The organism is Herbaspirillum sp. UBA812 (genome assembly GCF_002296545.1).
In the GTDB taxonomy this organism is placed as follows: Bacteria; Pseudomonadota; Gammaproteobacteria; order Burkholderiales; family Burkholderiaceae_D; genus Herbaspirillum; species Herbaspirillum huttiense.
This window is the reverse complement of record NZ_DBIC01000148.1, coordinates 1-24,449: the sequence shown is the minus strand read 5'-3', so window position 1 is coordinate 24,449 and position 24,449 is coordinate 1. Positions and strand designations below refer to the sequence as shown.

Annotated in this window: 24 protein-coding genes; 9 read left to right on the top strand and 15 right to left on the bottom strand. The window is 63.6% G+C overall.

Going from position 1 to position 24,449, the window contains the following annotated elements:
- Positions 1-420 precede the first annotated feature (420 nt).
- The 5 genes from B3873_RS09415 to B3873_RS09395 form a co-directional block, all read right to left on the bottom strand.
- Positions 421-765: a BON domain-containing protein gene (locus tag B3873_RS09415; protein WP_121037519.1), complete on the bottom strand. Its 345-nt coding sequence runs from the start codon at positions 763-765 to the stop codon at positions 421-423.
- Between the two features lie 232 nt (positions 766-997).
- Positions 998-2,380, bottom strand: coding sequence for a sigma 54-interacting transcriptional regulator (locus tag B3873_RS09410; protein ID WP_039790255.1), 1,383 nt, complete (start codon positions 2,378-2,380; stop codon positions 998-1,000).
- 72 nt (positions 2,381-2,452) lie between these two features.
- Positions 2,453-2,956 carry a hypothetical protein gene (locus tag B3873_RS09405; protein WP_034339018.1) on the bottom strand — a complete coding sequence of 168 codons (504 nt, stop codon included), beginning with the start codon at positions 2,954-2,956 and terminating at the stop codon, positions 2,453-2,455.
- Entirely contained in the window at positions 2,946-4,424 is a 1,479-nt protein-coding gene (locus tag B3873_RS09400) for a HAMP domain-containing sensor histidine kinase (protein WP_209535038.1), read from the bottom strand. The genes B3873_RS09405 and B3873_RS09400 overlap by 11 nt, the downstream gene beginning before the upstream one ends.
- Positions 4,425-4,642: 218 nt before the next feature.
- Positions 4,643-5,887, bottom strand: a complete 1,245-nt coding sequence (locus tag B3873_RS09395) for a M20/M25/M40 family metallo-hydrolase (protein ID WP_039790261.1) — start codon at positions 5,885-5,887, stop codon at positions 4,643-4,645.
- 219 nt (positions 5,888-6,106) lie between these two features.
- Here B3873_RS09395 and B3873_RS09390 point away from each other — a divergent pair, with 219 nt between their 5' ends.
- Both B3873_RS09390 and B3873_RS09385 read left to right on the top strand, forming a co-directional pair.
- On the top strand, positions 6,107-7,534 hold the full coding sequence (locus B3873_RS09390) for an MFS transporter (protein WP_209535035.1): 1,428 nt from the start codon (positions 6,107-6,109) through the stop codon (positions 7,532-7,534).
- 327 nt (positions 7,535-7,861) lie between these two features.
- The gene (locus B3873_RS09385; RefSeq protein WP_039790263.1) at positions 7,862-9,106 is read left to right on the top strand and encodes an HD-GYP domain-containing protein; all 1,245 of its coding nucleotides are present in this window, start codon (positions 7,862-7,864) and stop codon (positions 9,104-9,106) included.
- Positions 9,107-9,181: 75 nt separating this feature from the next.
- On the opposite strand, the gene B3873_RS09380 is transcribed toward B3873_RS09385, so the two are convergent.
- A complete protein-coding gene (locus tag B3873_RS09380) occupies positions 9,182-9,607 on the bottom strand; it encodes a BLUF domain-containing protein (RefSeq protein ID WP_286865512.1) in 426 nt (141 codons plus the stop codon).
- 2 nt (positions 9,608-9,609) lie between these two features.
- Positions 9,610-10,353: a GTP cyclohydrolase I gene (folE, locus tag B3873_RS09375; protein WP_039790264.1), complete on the bottom strand. Its 744-nt coding sequence runs from the start codon at positions 10,351-10,353 to the stop codon at positions 9,610-9,612.
- A 473-nt stretch (positions 10,354-10,826) separates the two neighbouring features.
- Here folE and B3873_RS09370 point away from each other — a divergent pair, with 473 nt between their 5' ends.
- Positions 10,827-11,504 carry a flagellar basal body L-ring protein FlgH gene (locus B3873_RS09370; protein WP_039790266.1) on the top strand — a complete coding sequence of 226 codons (678 nt, stop codon included), beginning with the start codon at positions 10,827-10,829 and terminating at the stop codon, positions 11,502-11,504.
- 158 nt (positions 11,505-11,662) lie between these two features.
- Here the strand turns inward: B3873_RS09370 and B3873_RS09365 are convergent, their stop codons facing one another.
- The gene (locus B3873_RS09365) at positions 11,663-12,238 is read right to left on the bottom strand and encodes a hypothetical protein (RefSeq protein ID WP_034338990.1); all 576 of its coding nucleotides are present in this window, start codon (positions 12,236-12,238) and stop codon (positions 11,663-11,665) included.
- A gap of 250 nt (positions 12,239-12,488) precedes the next feature.
- On the opposite strand from B3873_RS09365, the gene B3873_RS09360 reads away from it, so the two are divergent.
- Positions 12,489-12,932 (top strand): hypothetical protein, encoded by a 444-nt coding sequence (locus B3873_RS09360; protein WP_286865507.1) that lies wholly within the window; start codon positions 12,489-12,491, stop codon positions 12,930-12,932.
- 22 nt (positions 12,933-12,954) lie between these two features.
- Here the strand turns inward: B3873_RS09360 and B3873_RS09355 are convergent, their stop codons facing one another.
- Positions 12,955-14,220 (bottom strand): D-amino acid dehydrogenase, encoded by a 1,266-nt coding sequence (locus tag B3873_RS09355; RefSeq protein WP_209570012.1) that lies wholly within the window; start codon positions 14,218-14,220, stop codon positions 12,955-12,957.
- Between the two features lie 86 nt (positions 14,221-14,306).
- Positions 14,307-15,104, bottom strand: a complete 798-nt coding sequence (locus tag B3873_RS09350) for an SDR family NAD(P)-dependent oxidoreductase (protein ID WP_286865503.1) — start codon at positions 15,102-15,104, stop codon at positions 14,307-14,309.
- Between the two features lie 355 nt (positions 15,105-15,459).
- On the opposite strand from B3873_RS09350, the gene B3873_RS09345 reads away from it, so the two are divergent.
- Together B3873_RS09345 and B3873_RS09340 are read left to right on the top strand one after the other, a co-directional pair.
- A complete protein-coding gene (locus B3873_RS09345) occupies positions 15,460-16,125 on the top strand; it encodes an amino acid ABC transporter permease (RefSeq protein WP_039790273.1) in 666 nt (221 codons plus the stop codon).
- A 10-nt stretch (positions 16,126-16,135) separates the two neighbouring features.
- Complete coding sequence (locus B3873_RS09340) at positions 16,136-16,909, top strand: amino acid ABC transporter ATP-binding protein (RefSeq protein WP_286865501.1); 774 nt, start codon at positions 16,136-16,138, stop codon at positions 16,907-16,909.
- 127 nt (positions 16,910-17,036) lie between these two features.
- Here B3873_RS09340 and B3873_RS09335 read toward each other — a convergent pair whose 3' ends face one another.
- Complete coding sequence (locus B3873_RS09335; RefSeq protein WP_286865494.1) at positions 17,037-18,839, bottom strand: NAD(P)/FAD-dependent oxidoreductase; 1,803 nt, start codon at positions 18,837-18,839, stop codon at positions 17,037-17,039.
- A gap of 84 nt (positions 18,840-18,923) precedes the next feature.
- Positions 18,924-20,075: a sigma-54-dependent Fis family transcriptional regulator gene (locus B3873_RS09330; protein WP_286865492.1), complete on the bottom strand. Its 1,152-nt coding sequence runs from the start codon at positions 20,073-20,075 to the stop codon at positions 18,924-18,926.
- 443 nt (positions 20,076-20,518) lie between these two features.
- Between B3873_RS09330 and B3873_RS09325 the strand changes: the two genes are divergently transcribed.
- The gene (locus B3873_RS09325) at positions 20,519-20,809 is read left to right on the top strand and encodes a hypothetical protein (protein WP_286865491.1); all 291 of its coding nucleotides are present in this window, start codon (positions 20,519-20,521) and stop codon (positions 20,807-20,809) included.
- On the top strand, positions 20,809-21,000 hold the full coding sequence (locus tag B3873_RS09320; protein ID WP_039790279.1) for a hypothetical protein: 192 nt from the start codon (positions 20,809-20,811) through the stop codon (positions 20,998-21,000). Before B3873_RS09325 ends, B3873_RS09320 begins: the two co-directional genes overlap by 1 nt.
- 111 nt (positions 21,001-21,111) lie before the next feature.
- On the opposite strand, the gene B3873_RS09315 is transcribed toward B3873_RS09320, so the two are convergent.
- Positions 21,112-21,957 carry a transporter substrate-binding domain-containing protein gene (locus tag B3873_RS09315; protein WP_039790280.1) on the bottom strand — a complete coding sequence of 282 codons (846 nt, stop codon included), beginning with the start codon at positions 21,955-21,957 and terminating at the stop codon, positions 21,112-21,114.
- Positions 21,958-22,371: 414 nt separating this feature from the next.
- Between B3873_RS09315 and B3873_RS09310 the strand changes: the two genes are divergently transcribed.
- The gene (locus B3873_RS09310) at positions 22,372-22,698 is read left to right on the top strand and encodes a hypothetical protein (RefSeq protein WP_034338950.1); all 327 of its coding nucleotides are present in this window, start codon (positions 22,372-22,374) and stop codon (positions 22,696-22,698) included.
- Positions 22,699-22,707: 9 nt separating this feature from the next.
- Here B3873_RS09310 and B3873_RS09305 read toward each other — a convergent pair whose 3' ends face one another.
- Together B3873_RS09305 and B3873_RS09300 are read right to left on the bottom strand one after the other, a co-directional pair.
- A complete protein-coding gene (locus B3873_RS09305) occupies positions 22,708-24,054 on the bottom strand; it encodes a DUF2863 family protein (protein ID WP_286865484.1) in 1,347 nt (448 codons plus the stop codon).
- 12 nt (positions 24,055-24,066) lie between these two features.
- On the bottom strand, positions 24,067-24,449 hold a 383-nt coding region (locus B3873_RS09300; protein WP_286865482.1), incomplete at its 5' end, for an EamA family transporter.

Below are 24,449 nucleotides of genomic sequence, written 5' to 3'. Positions count from 1 at the left end.
ATTTCTTGTGAGCATTTAATATTTAAAGTTTCCAGAACCGAGGTTCTGTCGCACTTCATTAAACGCCCACGCTTATCGGCTGTTAATTTTTAAAGATCTTGTCTGTCGCAAACGCGCTTGGCGCTGTTTGCATCGCTGCGAATCGTTTTGTTCGTCAGCAGGGGGCGAACTATAGCAACGCATCCGGCAGCGCGCAAGTACTTTTTGAAAAATAGTTCAAAATAATTTAGAAGGATATGAGCCAGGCTCCATCTGGTACGCCGCAAAGCCGTACCCAGCTTGAGCTTCAGAGAAGCTGGCCAGCATCGAAAAAAACCAAAAGAATCCGGGCCATCCCTGGCGGGACGGCCCGGATTCTTTTTTGCTGGTCTAAATAATTCAAATAATTACCGGATTTTCTGCAAACCCAATCGGCTCTGCTCAACCTGCCTTCACGGTCAAGTCGCTCTTCACGTCGCGCACTCCCTCGACCCCGGCGACCAATTGCAAGGCATGCTGGCCCAGCTCGGCGCTGGGGACGGAACCCTTCAGGGTGACCACGCCATCCTTGGTGCTGACCTTGATCTTCATGGAAGAGATCTGCTTGTCTTCCACCAGCGCCGCCTTCACCTTGGCGGTGATCACGGAATCGTCAATATAGGCGCCGGCCTTCTGCGCAGAGGGCGCATTGGTGCTGGCGGAATCCGCCGCGTGGACTGCCGGTGCGGCAGCGGCCATCACCATGGCGGCGGCCAGCAGTCGTGCTGCAAGTGAAGATGTCTTCATGAAGTTCTCCTTGTTCAATGAGGTGGACCTGGCATTGCCCTTCCCTTCACCAAGGCGGGCAACTCTGGCCTATACGTTGGCAAATGCCATGCCACCCCAAGCTATCCTCAATGAAATCAGAGACTTATCGCGCGAACTCAGCAATCCGTCAGCAAAGATGAGCCGGCGAACCCACCATTTCCGTCGGCCGGACCCGACATCATGTCGCAGCGACAAGCGCAACTCCTTGATTTCAAACGACTCCGTCCTGTCGCTCCATCACGACGGCCTCCTCGCCACCCCGGAATCGCCTTGGATCCAGTCCATTCTTCTGCAGCAGCCGGTAAAACTCGGTTCGATTGCGATCGGCCAGCCGGGCCGCGTCGGAGACATTGCCATCCGTCAGCTTCAGCAGCCGCACCAGGTAATCCCGCTCGAATTTCTGCTTGGCCTCTGCATAACGCAGCAGATCCAGCGTCGGCACCCGCAATGCGCGCTGCACCAGCGACGCCGGGATCAGCGGCGCGGTCGACAACGCGCACACCTGCTCCACGACGTTATAGAGCTGGCGCACATTGCCCGGCCAGTGGGCCAGGCTGAGCACTTCCAGCGCATCCGGGGCAAATCCCGTCAGGCGCTTGGGATAGCGCGCGGCGATGGTCTTGAGGAAATGATTGGCCAGCAGCGCGATATCCTCACGCCGCTCTTCCAGCGGCGGCAGACTGAGCGTGACTACATTAAGCCGGTAATACAGATCGGCCCGGAAGTGCCCCTCATTCATGGCCGCTTCCAGGTCGCGGTGGGTGGCCGAGATCACCCGTACGTCGACCTCGGCAGCCTGGTTGGCCCCCACCTGCCGCACGGTCTTTTCCTGCAGTACGCGCAACAGCTTGACCTGCAAGGCCAGCGGCATATCCCCGATTTCATCGAGAAACAGGGTGCCGCCTTCCGCCGCCTGGAATAAACCTTCACGATGCTCTACAGCGCCGGTAAATGCGCCTTTCACATGGCCGAACAGTTCGGACTCCAGCAATTGCTCGGGAATGGCACCGCAATTGACGGCAATGAAGGGCTTCCCGGCACGCGGACTGGCACGATGAATGGCGCGGGCCAGCACTTCCTTGCCGGTACCGCTGTCGCCACGGATGAGGATGCTGGCGTCGGAGGCCGCCACCAGCCGCGCCTCGGCCAGCAGTTCGTCGACCCGCTGGCTGCGGCTGATGATGTCGGCACGCCAGGCTTCATCCGGCGTCTCCTGGGCGGGCGCGGACAGGCTCAGGGCCTGCGCCACCTTGTCCAGCAGCACATGGCCATCAAACGGCTTGGTGAGATAGGCGAAGGCCCCCTGCGTGGTGGCCTCGACGGCATCGGGAATGGTGCCATGGGCGGTGAGCAGGATCACCGGCAAGGCCGGATAGCGGCTGCGGATCTCGGCAAACAGCGCCAGCCCATCCATGCCGGGCAGGCGCACATCGGTGATCACCAGCGCCGGCAGCGCAATGGCCAGCTGGGCCAAGGCGGCCTCGGCGCTTTCCACGGCCAGGATGCGATAACCGCTAGCGTTCAGGCGCAGCGTCAGCAATCGCAGCAGGTCGGGATCATCGTCGACCAGCATCAGGGGGGCAGTCTTTCCCATCGGGACTCCAGTTCCAGTAAAGGGAACGGCCCCGGCGGGATGGCGGCATCCCCAGGTCTTCGGGGATTCAGATTACTTGCCGCCAGCCGGCAGGGTCCGTTCGATGTTCTTGAGCGCTTCCAGCTTGTCGTTGAGCTGATCGACCTTGCGCTGCGCTTCCTTCAGTTGCACCGAGGACTTCTCGGCACCGTCGGCCACGCGGCGCAGGTCGGAATAATGTCCAACCAGCAACTGCACCAGAGGCTTGAGCTTCTCCGCTTCGACGCTGCGATCGGCCATGACGTTCCATAGCTGGGCTTCGGCCTTGGCCAGGTCGATGGCGTCGCGCGTCAAAGACAGCGCCATGGCGCGGCGCACATTGGTCGCCGGACCAGCCGGATAGGTATTGACACGCTGCAACTCGCGGCCCAGTTCGGCCGGCGTCATCTTGCGCAGCTGGGCGTTGTAGGCCAGCAGTTCGTCGATATTGCTGGAGGACTGGATGAGCTGGACGGTCGATGTCGGCGCGGACGGCTGCGGCCCCACACACGCGGCCAGCACGACGGAACAAGCCAGGATCAGGATCTTATTTTTCATCAGGCAACTCGATTCGGAAATGCGCCCCGCCCTCACGCGGGACCAGATAGACCTTGCCGCTATGCGCCTGTACGTACTCGCGCACCACGGACAGACCGATGCCATTGCCACGGCGGGCACCGGAGGGCTGGTGCAAGCCCTGGTAGAAGGGTTCAAAGATGCGGGCGGCATCGGTCGGTGCCACCCCCGGCCCCTGATCCAGACACTCCACCCGTACCATACCGGGGGCCTCGCTCAGCAGGAAGCGGATGAAACCGCCCTGCGGGCTGAAGCGCACGGCATTGGACAGCAGGTTGGCCAGCACGATGGCCATCTTCTCGGGATCGACCACCACGGTACGGGCCGCACCCTCGATTTCCACCTTCAGTTCGCGCGCCAGCCATTGCAGGCGCTGGTCGTCGATCACCTTGTGCAGCAGCGCGCGCAGGTCCACCGGCACCGGATGGATGCGCTGGGCATCGAAGGAGACTTCGTTATAACGCAGCAGATCCTCGATCTGGGTCTGCAGCGACTGGGTATTCTGGCGCAAGATGCGGGCAATCTCGCGCTGGTTCTCAGTCAGTTGCCCGGCCACGCCGTCATCCAGCAGGGCCGCGCCTTCGCACAGCGCCGCCAGCGGAGTCTTCAATTCATGGGAGACATGGCGCAGGAAGCGCGACTTCTCCGCCTCCAGGTCTGCCAGGCGCTGGCGCAGCCAGTCCAGCTGCTGGCCCAGGCGGCGGATGTCGGCCGGGCCGCGCACGTCGATGGGCTGGTCGAAGCGATTGTCGCCCAGCCGGCCAATGGCCTGTTCCAGCCGCGCCATCGGACGCGACAGCCAGAGTCCGAAGCAGAAGGCCAGCAAGACCGCCAGCACGATGGCCCCCACCACCTGGGCGGTAAGCAGCTGGCGTTGCTGCTCCAGTGCGGCCGATAAGGCATTGTTGCGGCGATCCACCTCGCGCCGGCTCTCCAGCGCGATGCGCTCATTGAGCGCGGGCAGGCGCGCGAAGTCCTGGAACAGCTTGGCCTGCTCGCCCTTGTCCTTGCGCGACTCCGCCTCCAGCACGCCGGCGGCTTCGTCCACATACACGCCCCACTGGCTGAACAGGTCGCGCGGGGCCATCGGCAGCGAATCCGACAATTCACCCAGGGCCTGGCGCGCCTGCTCGCGCGCCTCGTTGAAACGATCATGGAAAGCGCGGTCATCCAGCACCAGGTACTGGCGCGCACTGCGCTCCATGGCCACGGTGCGCTCGGCCAGCCGCTGGGCGGATTCGGTCAGCTGCACCGCCTGGCGCGCCGTCTCGCGGCTGTTGGCCGACATGCGGTCCAGCGTGAAGAGGGCGTGGATGGACGTACCGCTCAGGAGCGCGGCGATCAGCAGGAAGGCCGCCAGCAGCAATTGCCGGAACGACAATCCAAGATAGCCGGGCTTGCGGCCGGCGGGCGACTGGGGCGGATGAGTGTGCTCGATGGCGTTGAACATGCGATTGATCTCGGTCCCACAAGACTTGCCTGGTTATCCGGCTGGCGCACTGCCCTCCGGCCCGAAACATGCCGACAGGAAACGCCGGCCACGCTGTTGCGGGCACACATTGTAATCATTTGTCGGGCGGCCTGCGATGCGGCGACGTTTCCCCGCGGCAATTCCGAGGGCGCGACCTGCCGCGCAGGACCGCAGGCGCGCCCGGAATGGCGTCGGCCTCAGTCTTGCGGACCGAGGAAATCCAGCAGCATCAGGGCGACCACCTTGGTGGCCTTCTTCAGGTCATCCAGCGCCAGGTTCTCATCGGCCTGCTTGGCATTGGATTCCATGAGCGTGCGCGGACCGGCCCCGAACAGCACCACCGGAATGCCCGCTTCGCCATACAGGCGGGCATCGGTATAGAGCGCCGAACCATTGGTGGTCAGGGTCTCGCCCATGACCTGTTCGGCATTGCGCAGCAGGCTGTCCACCAGCTTCTCGTGACCCGGCAGCGGGCGCAGCGCACGCGCCAGCAGCAGGCGGCGGATTTCCACGCGGATGCCCGGCAGGCCGGCCACTGCGTCTTCGATCAGCTTGCGCACGCCGGCTTCGACCTGCGCCGGATCTTCCTCGGGAATCATGCGGCGGTCCATCTTCAGCACCACCTTGCCCGGCACCACATTGGTATTGGTACCGCCATCGATGCGGCCGACGATCATGGTCGGATGGCTGATGCCCGGGATGGAGGAGCGGATGTCCTTCAATCCCGGCAGCGCGCCATAGATCGCATTGAGAATGGCATTGGCCGCCTGCAGGGCATCATGGCCGGTCTCGGGCATGGAGCCGTGCGTGGCGCGGCCATGCACGGTCACCTCGAACTGCAGGCAGGCATTGTGGGCAGTCACCACGTTGTAGCTGAAGCCGGCCGCCAGCACATAATCCGGACGGGTCAGCTTCTGTTCCAGCAGCCAGCCCGGGCCGAGCACGCCGCCGAATTCCTCGTCATACGTGAAGTGCAGTTCCACTGCGCCGCGCAGCGCTGCCCCCAGGGACTCCAGCGCGCGCGTGGCGAAGATATAACTGGCGAAGTCACTCTTGGAGACCGCTGCCGCACGGCCATAGATGCGGCCATCCGCCACTTCGCCACCATACGGGTCATGGGTCCAGCCTTCGCCCGGCGGCACCACGTCGCCGTGGGCGTTGAGCGCCAGGGTCGGTCCACCGTCGCCATAGGGACGGCGCACGATCAGGTTGGTGATGCTCTGCATGCCATAGTCGCGCACCTGGTCGGCCGGTACCGCGTGCTTCTCGGCCTGCCAGCCCCAGGACTGCACCAGCTCGGCCACCGCATCGGCGTGCGGGGCGTTGTTGCCGGGCGGGGTATCGGTGGGGATGCGGATCAACTGCTGCAGGACCCCGACCTCTTCCTCGAAATGCTGATCGATCCATGCGCACAGGCGCTCCGACAACTGCTGTTTGGACATGCTTGCCACTCCGTGATCAAAGGCACCAGCCGCGCTGGCGCAAACCGCCATCATAGCGCAGCCGCCCGGCGTGTGGCCGCCGCCTGCGCACTCGGACGTTCCCCGCTATCATTGACCGGCGCTGCCTTGCGGGGTGGCGCGCATTCCAGAACCTCCAAGACAACCACGACAACAAGCGGCGGCACCAGCACGCTTGCACCGCCAACACCGAACCACACCATGTCCTCGCAGCCTTCCACTTCCGGCACGTCCGATCCTGCCCATCACATCGTCATCGCCGGCGAGGGCCTGCCGCCCGAGCAGCGCGGGCGCGCCATCCTGGCGCTGGGCATCGCAGTCGGCCTGGCTACGCTCGATACCGCCATCGCCAACACGGCCCTGCCTGCCATGGCATTGGACCTCAACACCACACCGGCAGCCTCGGTCTGGATCGTCACCGCTTATCAGCTGGCGATGATGGTGGCGCTGCTGCCGCTGGCGGCGCTGGGGGAAATCGTCGGTTACCGCCGCATCTATATCTGGGGACTGGTGCTCTTTACCGCGGCCTCGCTGCTGTGCGCGGTGGCCTGGTCGCTGCCTACGCTGGTGATGGCGCGCTTCCTGCAGGGACTGGGCGGGGCCGGCATCATGAGCGTGAACACCGCGCTGATCCGCTTCATCTATCCGACCCGCTCGCTGGGCCGTGGCGTCGGGCTCAATACCCTGATCGTGGCCATCGCCTTCACCGTGGGACCATCGGTCGCCTCCGGCATCCTCGCCATCGCACCCTGGCCGTGGCTGTTTGCGGTCAACGTGCCGCTGGGCGTGGCGGCCGTCATCCTGGCCCTGCCCTCGCTGCCGCATACCGCGCTGTCGACACACGCCTTCGACCTGCGCAGCGCCGTGCTCAATGCGGCTGCCTTCGGCCTGCTGATCCTGGCCATCGGTGAAGGCGCGCACCAGGCAGAGGCCAGCGTGGTCGGACTGGAACTGGGCGCCGCCATCGTCTGCGGCTTGTTCCTGCTCAAGCGCGAACTGTCGCATCCGGCACCGATGCTGCCGGTGGACCTGTTCCGCCATCCCATGTTCACGCTCTCGGCGATCACCGCCGTGTGTTCCTTCGCGGCACAGGGCCTCGCCTTCGTCTCGCTGCCCTTCTTCTTCCACCATGACCTGGGCCGCAGCCAGGTCGAGATCGGTCTCCTGATGACACCCTGGCCGGTGGCCGTGGCGATCATGGCACCGATCGCCGGACGGCTGTCGGATCGCTATCCGGTCGGCATCCTCGGCGGCGTCGGGCTGGCGCTCCTGTGTGCAGGACTGCTGTCGATGACCTTCATGCCGGCTGCGCCCACCGTATGGGAAATCAGCTGGCGCATGCTGCTCTGTGGCATGGGCTTCGGCTTCTTCCAGTCGCCCAATCTCAAGGCACTGATGACCAGCGCCCCGCCGCATCGCAGCGGTGGTGCCTCGGGCATCGTGGCGACGGCACGGCTGCTCGGCCAGAGTGTCGGGGCCGCGCTGGTGGCGCTGTGCTTCAACCTGTCGGAGACCCAGGGCTCGCGCTTTGCCCTCGGCTTCGGCGCCGCCTTTGCGGGGGTGGCCTGCATTGCCAGCTTCCTGCGTATGCTCACCAGCAACCCTTATGCGCCGCCACTGAAAAAATAAGTTTTTCTCACCATTCCTCACAGCCACCGTCGGCCGGATTCTCAGGCGGTGGCTGTCTGTCTCGGGATTACATCAATTTTTCAACGATCTTCAGATCAAACATTTTCCGCACATAAACTTCCGTGCGGACAAAGGTAAAATTCGTCGGCAAGATAACGACAAGCCGCGTAAAACTGATGCCATTCTGTTACGATAGCTCGTCAGTGGAATGATGTTCACAGACCATCACCGAGCTTCATTCCTTCAGACAACAGGCGTCCATTTCATCAAGGAAATCGAACCGCTTTCAGTACGGGAACCAGCGCCAGGCACAGACCTGAATTCGATATGTTGAAATCCATCGCCTTGGCTCAATTACGGTTGGGCATGTACGTTCATTCCATCCCCGGCGGATGGATCAATCATCCTTTCTGGCGCAAATCCTTCAAGATCGAAACGCTGGAAGATCTGCAAACCCTGCGCGAGTGCCCGGTCGAGGAAGTCACCATCGACACCGCAAAGGGCCGCGACATTGCCCCCGAACACGATATCGACGACGAGACCGACGCGGCGGAGCAGGATGACGCCGCGCCCCCCGCCGAGATCGCCATCGCCCATCAGGGTGCCAGCGCCACGGTGGCCGTGCGCAAGCCGGCCACCCGCACCGAGACGGCGGTAGAGCGCGAACGCGCGGCGCGCATCATCTCCTCCTCCAAGTCCACCGTGCTCAACATGTTTTCCGAAGCGCGCATGGGCAAGACGGTCGACGTCAAGGATGCTGCCGAACTGGTGACCGAGATCACCTCCTCGGTCTCGCGCAATGCCGATGCGCTGATCAGCCTGGCGCGCCTGAAGACCACCGACGATTACACCTACATGCATTCGGTGGCGGTCTGCGCGATGATGATCTCGCTGGCCAACCAGCTCGGCATGACGCAGGAACAGATCAAGCAAGCCGGCATGGCCGGCCTGCTGCACGATGTGGGCAAGATGGCCGTGCCGCTGGACATCCTCAACAAACCCGCCAAGCTGACCGAAGAAGAATTCGCCTCGGTACGCTCGCACACCGTACAGGGCCACAGCATCCTCAAACAGATCGAAGGAATTGGCGAAGTCGCACTGGATGTCTCGCTGCACCATCACGAGAAGATCGACGGCAGCGGCTATCCGTTCAATCTCAAGGCCGACAGCATTTCCATCATGGCCAAGATGGGCGCGGTGTGCGACGTCTACGATGCCATCACCTCCAACCGTCCCTACAAGGCCGGCTGGGACCCGGCCCGCTCGATCCGCCACATGGCCGCCAGCGCCGGGCATTTCGATCCGATCACGATGGAAGCCTTCGTCAAGGCCATCGGCATCTACCCGACCGGCTCCTGCGTGATCCTGCAATCGGGCCGGCTGGGCATCGTGGTGGACCAGCGGCCGGAGCACCTGCTCACCCCGCGCATCAAACTGTTCTACTCGACCACCAGCCGCATGCCGCTCAAGCCGGAGATCATCGACCTGGCCCGTGGGGGCGACAAGATCGTGGCCTATGCCGATCCGGCCAAGTGGGGCATCCGCAGCCTGCCCAGCATCGACCTGGATTAAGCCCGCGAAGATCACGCAGCCCAAAAAAAACGGCACCGCAAGGTGCCGTTCTCACATCCGCGCGAACCTGCGCCATCAATCGCGCTGGGCGAAGGCCGCCGTCGAGGCCAGCTCATTCAACAGTGCCACGGTGGAACAGCTGGAGACATCATAGGGATTGAGTTCGCCCGTGACCGAATACTTCAGCAACAGCGAGCGGTTGATCTTGTCCAGGCGGATCTTGCCCATGGTCCAGGATGAATACTGGCGCTCGTCGATCGATTCATAGGCCAGCAGGATCACGTCATGGTGGCGATCATCACGCAGCAATCGGCCATACAGGCGATTGACCTGATCGCGCCCGCCTTCGAGCACCTGCACGAAGGTCGTGTCGCTGTAGCACAGCACGCCGGTAATGCCCTGCTGCGGATTTCGCTGGCGCGAGGCAGCCAGGATGCCCTCGATGGTCTCGTGGGTGATGGTCTCGCGCGCGCGGCTTGCATAGATCAGACGAACCAGCATGATTAACCTCGTTGACGTTGGGAAATCAGCGCCAGGAATTCACGGCGCAGGTTGGCATCACGCAGGAAGGAACCGCGCATGACGCTGTTGATCATCTTCGATTCCACATCCTTGACGCCGCGCCAGTGCATGCAGAAGTGATCGGCTTCCATGACGATGGCCAGGCCATCGGGCTGCAGCTTCTGCATCAGCAGGTCGGCGGCCTGGGAGACGGCTTCTTCCTGGATCTGCGGGCGGCTCATGATCCATTCCAGCAGGCGCGCGTACTTGGACAGGCCGATCAGGTTGGAATGCTCATTGGGCATCACGCCCACCCACACCTTGCCCATGATCGGGCACAGGTGGTGCGAGCAGGCACTGCGCACCGTGATCGGGCCGACGATCATCAGCTCATTGAGGCGCTCGATGTTGGGGAACTCGGTCACTGGAGGCGCCGCCTGGTAGCGACCCTTGAAGACTTCGTTCAGGTACATCTTGGCCACGCGCTTGGCGGTGTCCTGGGTGTTGTGGTCGCTTTCGACATCGATCACCAGGCTCTCCAGCACCGCGGCCAGCTTGGACTGCACCTCGGCCTGCAATTGCTCCAGTTCGCCTTCCCGGATGAAGGCGGCGATGTTGTCGTTGGCGTGGAAACGCACGCCGGCCGCCTTGATGCGCTGGCGGATGCGGGCCGATACCAGCTGCTCGTGCACGCTGGGCGCTGCAATCTCGGCGCTGGTGGCGGCCTGGTTCTTGTCTGTTGCCATGATGGAGTGCGATCACGCCAGGCGGGACCGCTGAGTTGGGGGTGGCGTCATTATGCACGGAAAAACGCAGACGCATTGAGGGCAAACCAGAGTCAAGCCCGAGTCAAAGCGATCACAACAGCGCGGCTGTGGCGTGCCGTCCACGGCAGCGCCGGCGACGAAACCGGGAGCCGCCGGATTCGTCCGTATGACCTCCGTGCCCCGTGTTTAATGCTCGTTCACAGGAGCATTCATCTGCGCTTAATGCTGTCCAGCGCACGACTTAACCGCCATTGATGATTGTTTGCCGCACTTTACACGGGCCTAACCGCTGCTTACGCCTGCAGCCACCATCATCCCTGCACGCGCCGCCCGCGCGTTCATGCTTCCTGAGAGATTGATGCAAGCCCCAGGCAAGCAGCAGGTCAGAAGCAGGCAACCGCGGGCGGTGGCTCGTGCCGGGCATCCAGCCCGGCCGCCATCGGGGGAGTACCATGACATTCCAGTATCGCCTTGCCGGTGCCTGCGCACTGGCCGTTTCGCTATCGGTCTCGCTGTCGGCCTGCAACAGCCCGGCGCCCATGGTGACCGGGCCCACCAGCGTGCGGCCGGCCTATCAGGTGGCCAACGTGGAAAACAATGGTGCCATCTTCCGCGTCTCCAGCGCGCAGCTGTTCGAAGAGCCGACCACCTACAACGTGGGCGACATCATCAAGATCGACATCTCCGAATCCATCAGCAGCAGCAACAAGGCGGCCACCACCAACAGCCGCGACACCACGCTCACGCAAAAGGGCCCGGGTTCGGGCGCGCCGCTGGGCGGACTGTTCACGCAACTGTACGACGCCAATTATTCGGCCAACGGCAGCAATACCTTCAAGGGCTCCGGCGACAGCAGCAATACCAACACCATGACCGGCACGCTGATGGTCTCCATCGTCGAAGTGCTGCCCAACCGCAACCTGGTGGTGGCCGGTGAAAAGCGCATCGGCGTCAACGGCAACACCAACACCCTGCGCTTCTCGGGTGTGGTGCGCACCCGTGACATCCGCGGCGGCATCGTGGCCTCCTCCAACGTGGCCGATGCGCGGCTGGAACAGGTCGGCGGTGGCTCCATTGCGGATGCCAGCACCGATGGCAACTTCTTCCGCCGCCTGCTGACCATCTGGTGATCGGATGATGGTGTGATCGGGTCCGCGCTGCAGGCGCGAGAACACCCGGTCTGCAAACGACAACGGCAAGCGCGCAGCTTGCCGTTTTTCATTGGAGGCGCAACAGCGTGACCGCCGAGTGCGCCGTGTGCGCCGTATCTCGTCTTCCGAATCCGGCTTCAGAATCCGTTGGCCGCGCTGCGCATGTTGTCCGGCGAATTGTCCGCCACCTGCGGATTGCCCGGGAACAGCGCATCGATCAGCGGTGCCAGCTTGTCACCCGCGCTGGCCCACTTGTCCTGGCCGAAGGAACCGAGCCGGTACTGCGCCGTGCCCAGCACGCGGCCTTCGCGGCGCAGGGTCAGTGCGGCATAGGTGAGATAGGGGGTATAGGCATCGGTGAAGACCTTGGTGTCCCATTTGACGTAGCCCACATAGCTCAGCGTCACCGGGCAGGCCAGCGACTGGGTACCGGCATCGTAGACGCGGCTCTGCACGCCGTGTTTCTGCAGCTCGCCCTGCAGGCCGGGCACGAAGTCGCTCAGCGCCACCGAGCCATTCCACTCGATGCAGACTTCGTGGATCGGGTCCTTGCTGTAGACGATGGGATTCTGTACCGAGTTGGGCGTCATGGCACGCACGCTGGACGCGGTGGAACCGACCAGGCCCACAGCGTCGACCAGGGCATTGCCGGACGTGACGATGCAGCCCGACAGCGATGAAGCCAGCAAGGTGGCAATGATGATGGTGCGCATGATGCTCTCCCCGAGCGCAATCCCTTGGCTTTCACGATCCCTGCATGGCGCAGGTGGCCGGGATTACAGGCTGCCCATCATAGCGGCGCATATTGCAGCTTCAGGACCGTTTTACCTTGATTTACGCTGACCCTGTGCAGGCTTAACAGCCACGTACGTCACGCAAATACAAGGCTTGGCGGGGACCTGCACAGTACTGGCACAATAGCCGCCTGTGCCATTTCATGTGCTGCCTTACAAGGAGACTTCCATGCCCTCGCTCATCATTCGTTCCCTGCTGGCCTCCCTCGCCTTCACCGGCCTGCTGCAGGCCGCCCAGGCCGATACCCTCAAATCCGACACCGAAGTGCGCGCCCTGGCCGACAAGGTCATGGCCCAGGCCGGTGCCGGCCGCACCGATGATGCCTATGGCCTGCTTTCGCCCTATGCGCTGGTAGACATCCGCGCCTTCGAGGGCGCACGCACCAGTGCACGCAGCGCGCGCACGGCCATCGAAGCCCTGGTCGGCAATTCGGTCGGCTACGAATTCATCCGCTCCGAGAAGGTGGGCGAATCGCTGATCAAGCTCACCTACATCGAAAAAACCGAACGCCAGGCCATCCCGTGGATGTTCATCTTCTACACGACGCCTGGCGGCTGGGCCGTGAGCAGCTTCAGCAATGGCGACAATGTGGACGCGCTGTTTGATCGCTGATCATTGATCGGCAGCGCTCCGCTCAGAACGTGCGCTGCGGCTCCAGGTCGGCGCTCTCGATGGCGCTGGCCACGCCCGAGATCTTGTCGGCGATGATGGCCGAGGACCCGCAGGCCGTGGTCCAGCCATTGGAGCCATGGCCGGCGTTGAGCCACAGGTTGGCATAGCGGGTGGCACCGATGAGCGGTGCGCCGTCCGGTGTCATGGGGCGCAGTCCGGCCCAGTATTCGACCTTGGCCAGATCGGCGCCCTGTGGATAAAGATTCTTCAGCGACTTCAGCGCAGTGGCGCAATCGCGCGGGGTCACCCGCGTATCCCAGCTGCCGATCTCGGCCGTGCCTGCCGCACGGATGTGATTGCCCATGCGGGTGATGGCGACCTTGTAGTACTCGTCCATGACACCGCTGCGCGGCGCGCTCTTGGGATCGGCCACCGGCACCGTGATGGCATAGCCCTTGACCGGATAGATCGGCAGGTCCAGCCCCAGGGGTTTCAGCATCGGTACTGACGCACTGGCGCAGGCGACCACGTAGGCATCGGCGCGCAAGGTACCAGTGGGTGTGCGCAAGCCGCTGACCTGGCCACCGGCCACCTCGATGGCCTGCACCTCTGTGGACAAGTGAAACTCCACCCCATGCGCCTGCAGCCAGCCGGCCAGCGCGCGCGCAAACAGCGGGCAATTGCCGGTTTCATCCATCGGCAACAGCAAACCGCCCTTCAATTCATGACGGGCCGCATGCAAGCCCGGATCGAAGGCCACGCAGCCATCGGCATCCAGCAGCTCGAAAGGCACGCCGGCTTCCGCCAATACCTTGGTCGACAGCCCGGCATTGTCCAGCCCTTCTTGGGTGCGGAACAATTGCAGGTTGCCGCCGGTGGTCTGTTCGTAGCGGATATCGAGACGCTCGCGGATCTGTTTCAACTGGCCGTGGCTGTAGCGTGCCAGGCGCCCCATGCGGGCCTTGTTGACGGCATAGCGCTCGGGCGTGCATTGCGCCAGGAAGGTCTTGAGCCACTTCCACTGATGCGCATCCAGGCGCGGCGTGAAACGCAAGGCCGCCTCGATCCCCAGCCAGCTCTGCACCGACCACTTCAGCGACTTGGCCGGCATGCCGGGAGCCGCCCACGGCGTGGCATACGAGGGGCAGACATGGCCGGCATTGCCGACGCTGGTCTCGGCCGCCACCTCGGCGCGGCGTTCCACCACGACCACTTCATGGCCGCGCTCGCGGAGGAAATAAGCAGTGGTGACGCCGACGATGCCGGCGCCCAGCACGATGATGCGCATGGTCTCAGTTCAACTTCCGAAAAATGTAAATGATGTTAATTGATCTAATGATATAAATGATTTAAACGATTTAAATCATTTTCGCATTACAGGGTGAGTCCGCCATCCACGTGCCACACCTGTCCGGTGACGTAGGAAGCCGCCGGACTGAGGAGGAAGGCGATTACATTGGCGATCTCCTGCGGCTGTCCCAGGCGCTGCAGCGGGATGCGCGCCAGCGCCGCCTGCCAGGCGGCCGGGTCGATGGCCGACTTGGCCGGATCGCTTTTCTGAACGTAGCCGGGCGCTACCGCGTTGACCGTCACCCCGGCCGCGGCCACCTGCACCGCCAGCGATTTCACCAGGGCCTCGATGCCCGCCTTGGCCGCCGCCGATGCCGGAAAGCCCGATTCCCCCAGGCGGAACACGTGGGCCACGAAGGAGCTCACCGCCACCACCCGGCCCTGACCGCTGGCCTGCAGCGGCTCGCGGCAAGCCGTGATCAAGCGGAAAAAGCCGCCCAGGAGCGCATCGAGCGAACGCGACCAGTCCGCGTCATCCAGTTCGCCAATGCGCTTGCGATCGGCAAAGCCGGCATTGGCCACCAGCGCATCGAGCCTGCCGTAGTGCGTCAGCGCAGCGTCACGCAACTGCGTCGCGGTGTGCGCATCGGCCAGGTCGCCCAGCGCCAGCGTACACTGCGCGCCCTGCGCGCGGCATTGCTGCGCCACCGCCTGCAGCTCCGGCGATTCGCTGCGGGCATGCAGGACCAGGGCGACATCGGGTGCCGCCACGGTGGTGGCCACCGCCGCACCGATGCCGCGCGCGGCACCGGTGATGAGGATGACACGCACAGAAAGGGGAGAACTGGCAGCAGGAATGGAAGAAAAAGGGGACGGGTTCATGATCCAAAAGGTGAAACAGCACGTTCCCGCTGACCGGGAATTTGGCATAACACTTCACTTGCGCAATCCCGTCATTTTAGCCAAAGCCCGCATCTACGGGGGTTCCCGGCGCATGATGAGACGTTTTGTTCAGTTCGTGCTCCAGGCGTTCTCCTTTACAATGGCCGGGTTCGCGGCACGCCGCAGCGTCGGTTGCGGTCGCCTGCAATCCATGCGCGGGCAGTTCTTCCCACGTCCTCCCTCCTCCCGGTACCCGGCGCACAACTGCCCCGGAGGGATAGGGCATGGTTCGTGCATGCGCTGCACACCCTGCCCTCCCCGGGCTCATGCAATTGGCAACCAAGGAAAATCGCAGATGTATCAATGGGACTTCGGCTCGCTCTGGCAATTCAGGAGCATCATCGGAATCGGCTTCGTCTATACCCTCTCCTACACCGTGGCCTGTATCGCGCTCGGCCTGCTGGTCGGTCTGGTGGTGGGCCTCGGCCGGCTGTCGTCGAACCCCTTCATCTCCGGACCGCTGCGCGCCTTCGTCGAAGTGTTCCGCTGCACGCCGGTACTGGTGCAGCTGGTGTGGTTTTACTATGCGCTGCCGGTGCTGCTGGGTATCGAGATGTCGGCGGGCACGGCGGCCATGCTGTCGCTGGCGCTGTATGGCGGTGCGTTCTATTCCGAGATCATTCGCGGCGGCATCGTCTCCATCGATGTCGGCCAGTCCGAAGCGGGCTGGGCACTGGGCATGACGCGTTTCCAGCTGATGAAGCGCGTGATCCTGCCGCAGGCCTTCAAGCGCATGACGCCGCCGCTGGTGAACCAGTCCATCATGCAGCTCAAGAACACCTCGCTGCTGTCGGTGCTGGCCGTGCCTGACCTGCTGTACCAGGGCCAGATCATCGCGCACGAAACCTATCGTCCGCTGGAAATCTACACCTTGGTCGCGATCATTTACTTCCTGATCCTGCTGCCGGCCACCATCTGGGCCAAGCGCCTGGAAAACCGCCTGTCGGTCCAGCACGGTTGAGGAGAAGACGATGAACAATCAACATGCGGACGCGATGATCCAGATCGGCAATCTCAAGAAGGCCTTTGGCGAGCACGTGGTGCTCAAGGACATTTCCATCGCCGTGCCCCGTGGCAGCGTGGTGGCCATGATCGGCCCCTCGGGCTCGGGCAAGTCGACGCTGCTGCGCTGCCTGAACCTGCTGACCGTGCCGGACCTGGGCACGGTACGCATCGGCGAGCGCCACTTCGAATTCAATGGCCGCAAGTCGCGCCTGCCCAAGGACCGCGAGCTGGCCGCCTTCCGGGCGCGCACCGGCATGGTGTTCCAGCACTTCAACCTGTTCCCGCACATGACGGCGGTGGAGAACGTGATGGAAGGCATGGTCACCGTGCTGCGCACGCCCAAGGCCGAAGCGCGCGCCAAGGCCATGGCGCTGTTGCAGAAGGTGGGCCTGTCGGACCGTGCCGACATGTATCCGCAGAAGCTCTCCGGTGGCCAGAAGCAGCGCATCGCCATTGCCCGCGCGCTGGCCATGCAGCCGGACGTGATGCTGTTCGATGAAGCGACCTCGGCGCTGGACCCGGAACTGGTCGGTGAAGTACTCAACGTGATCCGCGGCCTGGCCGCCGATGGCATGACCATGATCCTGGTCACGCACGAGATCGCCTTTGCCCGCGAAGTGGCGGACCAGGTGGTGTTCATGCGCGATGGCGTGGTGGTGGAAGCCGGACCGCCGTCGCAGGTGATCGACAATCCGCGCGAGGCGGCAACGCAGGCTTTCCTGGCCCGCTTCAATGCCTGACCGGGAGTGATGGAGATGGCATCGAAACCGCGCTGACAGCAGCTTTTCAGCCGGACGAAAAAATGGCGCGCAGATTTCTCTGTGCGCCATTTTTTTCATCTGCCGCTGCCGGTCTCAGGCGCGGGCCTTATCGGAGATGATGCACCTCCTGCAAGCCATACACCGGTGTCGGAATACCCTCCATGCGCGCCTTCAGCTGCAGCGCCAGATACAGCGAGTAGTGGCGCGACTGGTGCAGGTTGCCGCCATGGAACCACAGGGCGGGCTGCTGCGTGGGCTTCCACATGTTGCGCTGTTCGCCTTCCCACGGTCCCGGATCCTTGGTGGTGGCCGATCCCAGGCCCCAGCACTTGCCGACCTTGTCGGCCACCTCGTGCGAGATCAGGTCGGCGGCCCAGCCATTCATGGAACCGTAACCGGTGGCATAGACGATCACGTCGGCCGGCAATTCGCTGCCATCGGAGAGCAGGATGGAGTGTGCGCGGATCTCCTTGACGTCGACGCCGCTCTTGAGACGGATCTTGCCTTCGGCGATCAGCTCGGAGGCACCCACGTCAATGTAGTAGCCGGAGCCGCGCCGCAGGTATTTCATGAACAGGCCGGAATCGTCATCGCCGAAATCGAGCAGGAAACCGGCCTCTTCGAGACGCCGATAGAAATCCGCATCGCGTTCGCGGATCTTGTCGAACACCTGCTTCTGCATCGACGGCAAGACCTTGTAGGGGATCGACGCAAACAGCAGGTCGGCCTTGGCGGTGGTGAGGCCGCTGGCCACTGCGCGCTCGGAATAGAGATCGCCGAGGGCCAGTTCCATCAGGGAATCGGACTTGACGATGTGGGTGGAAGAGCGCTGCAGCATGGTCACGTCCACACCGTTCTCCCAGAGCGCCGCGCAGATGTCGTGCGCCGAATTGTTGGAGCCGACCACCACCACCTTCTTGCCGCGATAAGGATCGGGACCGGGATGGCGCGAGGAGTGATGCTGATCGCCCCGGAAGTTTTCCGCTCCGGGAAACTGCGGCACGTTGGGCTTGCCCGACATGCCGGTGGCCAGCACCAGCTGGGTCGGCTGCAGCACGACTTCCTTCCCTTCGCGCTCGACCACTACGGTCCACTTCTGCGTGGCCTCGTCGAAGCTGGCGGACTTGCAGACGGTGGAACCCCAGTAGTTCAGTTCCATCACCTTGGCATACATCTCCAGCCAGTCACCGATCTTGTCCTTGGGCGCGAAGACGGGCCAGTTCTCGGGGAAGGGAATGTAGGGCAGATGGTCGTACCACACCGGATCATGCAGGCACAGCGACTTGTAGCGCTTGCGCCAGCTGTCGCCGGCGCGCTCGTTGCGTTCGATGATGATGGTCGGCACACCCAGCTGGCGCAGCCGCGCACCCAGCGCAATGCCCCCCTGCCCGCCGCCGATGATGAGGCAATAGGGTTGCTGCTGGTAGCCCAGTTCACGCGCCTCCGCTTCGCGTCCTTCCTTCCAGGTACGGCGCTGCGTATGCACGCCATGCACCGCCCCGCGCGGGCGGTTTACGCCCTTGGGTTCTTCGTGGCCCTTCAGTTCGGCGGCGGTGGTCAGCAGGGTCCAGATCTTGCCGTCGCGCAGGCGCAGGTAGCCCTTGCCGCGGGCGACGGCGGTCTCCAGCAGGATCCAGCCCTGGGTTACGCCATCGGCTTGCGAGGGCGTCTCATCGGGGTCGGGACGCAGCTGTATCGATCCCAGCTGCGGCAGCTGCGATTGCAGCATGGCGCAGATCTGGTCGCGGCCTTCCAGGGTCTTGATGTTCCAGGTGAAGGCAATCAGATCGCGCCAGTAGCCGTCCTCCCCGAACAGGGCGGCGGCCTTGGCGGCATTGCCTTCGCGCAGGGCGGCCTGCAGGGTCTCCAGCAGGTGCGCGATGGTCTGGCTGGGGGTTTCTTCGGGCATGACAAGTCTCCTCTATCTCGACAATAGATCTCGTGGTTGGATGGGGGTGGCGGTTCTGTGAACGCCTGGGTGAAGCCTGCCGCGCTAACGTCGATGCGGCGGCAGGATGCAGTAGCGCGCCATGCGCCGGTACAGCGTGGCGCGTGACATGCCCAGCAATTGGGCGGCGTGCGGCGCACGCCATTTGCATTCAGTCAGGGCGGCGACGATCTGGTCGCGCTCCTGGCGTTCATCGGCTTCGATGGCGGGGCTTGCGCTGGCCGGTGCTGCCGACGTCGCAGCCCCATGCGCGCGCGCCGGACGCACTGCGCGTGAGACCGGTGCGCGCACACGGCCATAGAGCGTAGTGCCGCCATGCAGGCGCAGCAGGTGCAAGCCTTGCAGGGCACGGCTGTCGAGCAGGCGTTCGAACTGCAGGTCGAAGATCTCGCCCATGGGGCGCGGCAATTGCTGCAATCCCGCGATGCATTCGCGCGCGCGGCGATTGGCCGCGATGATGTTGCCCAGAGCATCGAAGGCGACGAGGATTTCCGGTTGCGCTTCCACGTAATGGCGGCTGCGATGGACCAGCAGCACCCAGGCACAGGCCATGGCATTGAGGAAATAGCCATCCTCGATCAAGGTGGCGCTTTGCTGGACGATGCGGTTGACCAGGTTCTGGCTGTCGCGCGCATCGGGCGAGCGGATCGCCGAGGCATCGAGCACGCCGATCAGCTCACCCGACGGCGAGAAGATGGGGGCAGCGCTGCAGGTCAGTGTGGTGAAGGCGGCGCGGAAGTGATCGCTCTTGTGGACCGTGATCGGCAAGGCATCCTGCAGCACGGCGGCCACTCCGCAAGTCCCCTCTTCGCTCTCGGACCAGCAGGAACCGAGATAGAGACCGGCGCGCTTGAAATCATGCCGGCGCTCGCGGTCCACCCGATAGTCGATGGTGGTGCCGCCGGCATTGGTGAGCATCACGCAGTAATCGGCTTCGCGCACGGTCTGGTGCAGCACCGACAGGCACTGCCCTGATGCCCGCAGGAAATCTTCCTCGCCCTGCTGGACCTGGCGCAGCTCGCCGGAGCTCAGCACGCGCGGACCGCGCATGTCGGCCGGGTCGAGATGGTGCTGGTCGAGTGAACGCAGGTAAGACGAGCTCAGCCGTTGCAGGTAGGGACTGGCGGCAGGATCGGGCTGGCCGTCGAGCAGGCGGCGCACGCGGTCGAGATGGCTGACTTTGGCAACGTAGGGCATGGGGGCTCCTGGCTGGACGGCAGGCACTGCGCGGATCCATCGGCATCAATGCGGATCAGGGCGCAGACGACGGTGAAGCGATGGGTGATGTTGTAGCACAGCGTGCGCGGCGAGTTGTCCTGCGGCGCAGCATCGGGGGATGGTGAGACGCTTGTCTCAAGGCGCGAAGGGGGGCTCATGTCGACGCTGATCGGAGCATGAGGGGCGGTTCACAGGCCCCGGCCAGCAAGACAAAAGCCCGGCAGCGGCGTTCTTGTGCTTGCAAATTGTCAGCGAATATTTTTCTGCTTCATGATGCCGGCTTGCAGAAAGACGCTACCAGCGTGCGAGAGATGCCCCGCAAAAAATCGAGACCCTCCTGCAAAAATTTGCAATGGCCTCGACTTCAGGCAGGGCATCAGGCAACTTCGCGGCTCTCCCCTTTCCCTGTCTGGAGGTTCATCATGCGTACTGCTGCCGTCGCAACCATCGTGGTCGAAGCCACCGCGCAAGAAGAGAAAATCATCGCGGCCAAGGCGCGCAAGCTGGGGCTGCAGATCTCGGAGCTGATGTGTCTCGGTGCCCTGGCTTATGAGGCTGCGCAATGGGAAGAGGAGCTGGACACCCTGGCCAATCTGGCGCAGGAAGCAGCCGAACGGGCCGGAGCCAGCGCCGATGCGTCGCTGGCCTTCATCGAGGCCAGCAATGCACGGCTGGCTGCGCTGGACGCATCCGCCCGGTCCGGGAGCGCCTGATGTTCGGCATTACCGGCCGTATCTGGAGTGCCTTGGCGACCGTCATCAAGCTGGAGGACAAGGTGATCCGGCAAAGCGAAGCCCTGCGTCAGCAACAGATACGGATCGAAAACCTCACCGAGCGCATGATCAAGCTGGAAACCCTGCTGGAGGTGGTGCTCCATGCCAGCGAGTTCAAGCGAATCAAATGATTCAAATGATTTAAATGAATCAGGGGCGATCTGCCTTGCCATGAGAAAACCCGCACAGCATCACCTGTGCGGGTTTCTCTTTACTCACTCACGGCCTGCAGGCCTTGTGGATTACAGCGGAATCTGCGCCGGTACATCCTCCGGCTTCACCCCGGAGAGCTTCTGCAGATTGCCCAGCACGGTCGGCTTGATCTTGCCGGCGGCGCGCTCGGCAGCGATCCACTTGTTGATGGTCTCGACCCAGGCCTTGTCCTCTTCCTTGGGCACGCCGATGTTGGTGGAGGTCGCTTCCAGCGGCTGCGGCACGTACATCTTGCCCAGCGCAGGATTCTTCTTGAGGATGTTCAGGGCCAGCAGCCACACCAGCACCTGCGCGTCGACACGGCCGGTCTGCAGCGCCAGAGTGGCGTCGTCCGCTTTTTCCAGGCGCACGATGGTGGCGTTGGGACAGACGCGGCTGATCATCTGGTCATGCGAAGAACCGATGTCCACGGCGATTTTGACTTCCGGCTTGTTCAGGTCGGCCCAGGTCTTGAACTCTTTCTTGGAGACCACCGTGAAGGCGTTCAGGAACAGCGGCTCGGTGAAGCCGATCACTTCGCGGCGCGCCGGGGTCGGGTTCATGCCGAAGAACAGGTCGATCTTGTGCGTCTGCAGGTCCAGCACCGAGTTGCCCCAGGTGGTTTCGGTGATGTCCAGCTTCACGTTCAGGCTGGCCGCCAGGCTCTTGGCGAAATCGATCATGAAACCGCCCCACTCGCCGCTGGCCAGGTCCTTGTTGTAGTAGGGTGCGGCACCGCGCACGGCACCGATGCGCAGGGTCTTGGTCCGCTGCACGCGGGCCAGGGTCGGTTCCGTGGAGCCGGTCGCAGCGGCGGCCTGGGCGAAGACGTTGGGGATGGCAGTGGCGGCGGCAAGGCCGGCCACGCCGGTGATGAAACTGCGACGGTTGGTCATTCTCGGTTCTCCCTGATTTGGCGGATGGTGCCGCTGCGCTGTGATCGGCAGCATGGCACACGTAGTCTGCGGCCCGGCCCTGGCCGGACGGCGTCGACGATTTTAGCCCAGCCGCCAGCCGCTCGCGCAGGCAAATGCCATGCACGGGTAGCCACATGCCCCTGCCTCCCAGCAGGCAGGAAATTATTTACGTGCACGTGAAGTAGCCAGCGCCCTGACACGCCTGTACGAAAATTGACAGGTCACGCTATTTTTCGAACGCCATTGAAGATTTTTTTACAGCCACGCCATCCGGGTAAAACCGGGTAAGCCACCCCCAACGGCAGCCATGCCGCGCGTAGGCTTGCCTTGTCGTGTTGATGCCGCAGGGCAATTCTGCCGACGGCACGCGTCACGAGCACAACGGGGGATCTCATGCGCACTCAACGTCAACATCATCGCCGCCGCGCCAGCCTGGCCGCAGCCTGCCTCGGTGCCGCCGCCTTGGGCGGCTGCGCCAACTTCAGCGAAGTCAGCGCCGGGCGTGGCGATCTCTACACGGTCTCGGCCACGGGGGTGAGCTACACCATGTCGATTCCGGCCCTGACTTCGGCCGCGCGCGAGAAGGCGACCGCCTTCTGCGGCAAGCAGCAGATGCAGGCCGACCTGCGCCAGCTCATCCGTGGCTGGCGTCCGATGCAGGTAGAGCTGATTTTCCGCTGCCAGCCTGCAGGAACCAGCCTGCAGGCGCTGCTGGACTGAGGCCGCCGATCAGGCCGCCGGCAGATCGCGCGCACGCAGCGGCTGTCCGTTCTCATCAAAGCCATCGGCCAGGCGCACGGCCGTCACACCGAGCGAAGCCACCGCATCGGCGGCATCGAACAGCACCGCCTGCAGATCGCCCTCGACCAGATGTTCAGAGCGGGCCAGCGTGGCTTGCGCATTGCGCAGTACGACCTGCAGATGGGTCTCGTCATCCTCGTCCACCAGCGCGAGGAAGGCGCTCGCCTCTGCCGCCTGCGCAGCGGATTGCGCCAGCCCGGCTTCCAGTTCGGAGAGCATCTGCAGTGTGCGGTATTCGCCATTGCCGGTGTGCTTGGCACCATGGAACAGATCCTGGTACAGGAAGTGCAATTGGCACTGCGCAGCCTCGCCGGTTTGCCCGGTCAGGCATTGCTGCATGAGCGGCGTGATCTCTTCGCTCCACTCACGGAAGCGTTGCGCGCGCGATTCGAAGTAAGCATCGGCGGCCGCTTCTTCCTGCGGAATCGCATAGAAGGAATCAGTCACCTCCTTGAGCGAAAAGCCCAGCAGGAAGCGCAGTTCCAGCGCTTCATCGTCGGCCGCGAAATGGCTGGCCGGCCAGCCGCGCATGCTGCGCTCGATGGCCGGCACGCTCAGGATCTTCTTGTCGGTCAGTGAGGAAAAGGCATCGCGATTCATGGCCTCCACTTCACTGAAGCTCAGGGCGTTGATCTCTTCCGGATGGTAGAGATGATGCACCAGCACCACGCGCGCCTTGGGACTTTCCAATCCGGCTTTCTGGATGCTCTCGCGCAGGGTGTCGAAGGCATCGCCATCGGCCAATGCCTGCTCCTCGCGCAGGCCACCGCGCGTGCGGACCAGCAGGGGGATCAGGAAGGCATTGATCTCCAGTTCCTTCTCGCCACGGCGCAGCACGATGATGTCGGCGCCCTCCTCCACCACTTCCCGCAGGAAAGCATGGCCGCGCGGATCGTCGTAGCGCAGCTGTTCCAGTGCTTCGTAGAGGGTGTCGTCATCGCGCTCGCGCAGGGTATTGCGCACCATGCGTTCCAGTTCATCCTGGCCGACGCGGCGGCCCGCGCGGTCCGGCGCATCGGCGGCCACCGCACTGGCCAGCGCCACCATCTGCTGCACGCGCAGTTCATCTTCATCCAGGCTCTGCGAAGCCGCATGCGCCTGGTGCTGGCGACGGCGGGCGGCTTCGGTGGAGACATGGGTCTTCGGCTTGTCGCGCACCGGGCCAGCGGGCGCGGGCTTGGGGCCCGCCTTCACGGCTGGCTTGGCGTGGCCGGGAGCGGCTTTCTTGGGACCGGGGGAATGTGGTTTGCCGGTGGGGCGTTTGGCTTGATTCATTTTTTTCCTCGCTCAGTTCAGCGGTAACTTGTCGGCAGTATTGCGGCCAGGCAGCGTGGCCAGGAACATCCCGGCCAGCGCTACGGCGAAGGCGCCGGCCTGCAGGGCCGAGAGGCTCTCGCCCAGGGCCAGCACCCCGACCACGGCGGCCGAGACCGGCAGCATCACGGTAAAGACGCCGGCACGCGCAGCCGGGACCACCTTCAATCCCGTCATCCACAGCCACACGGTCCAGACGCTGGCGGCCAGGGCATAGAACACCAGCAGCAGCCAGATGTTGACCGGCACGGTGGAGAAATTGAACTGCAGCGCGGTGTACAGGCCCATGGGGGTCATCAGCAGCAGGCCCCACAGGTTGATGACGGCGCTGATGCGCTTGGGCGGGAGGACCGTGG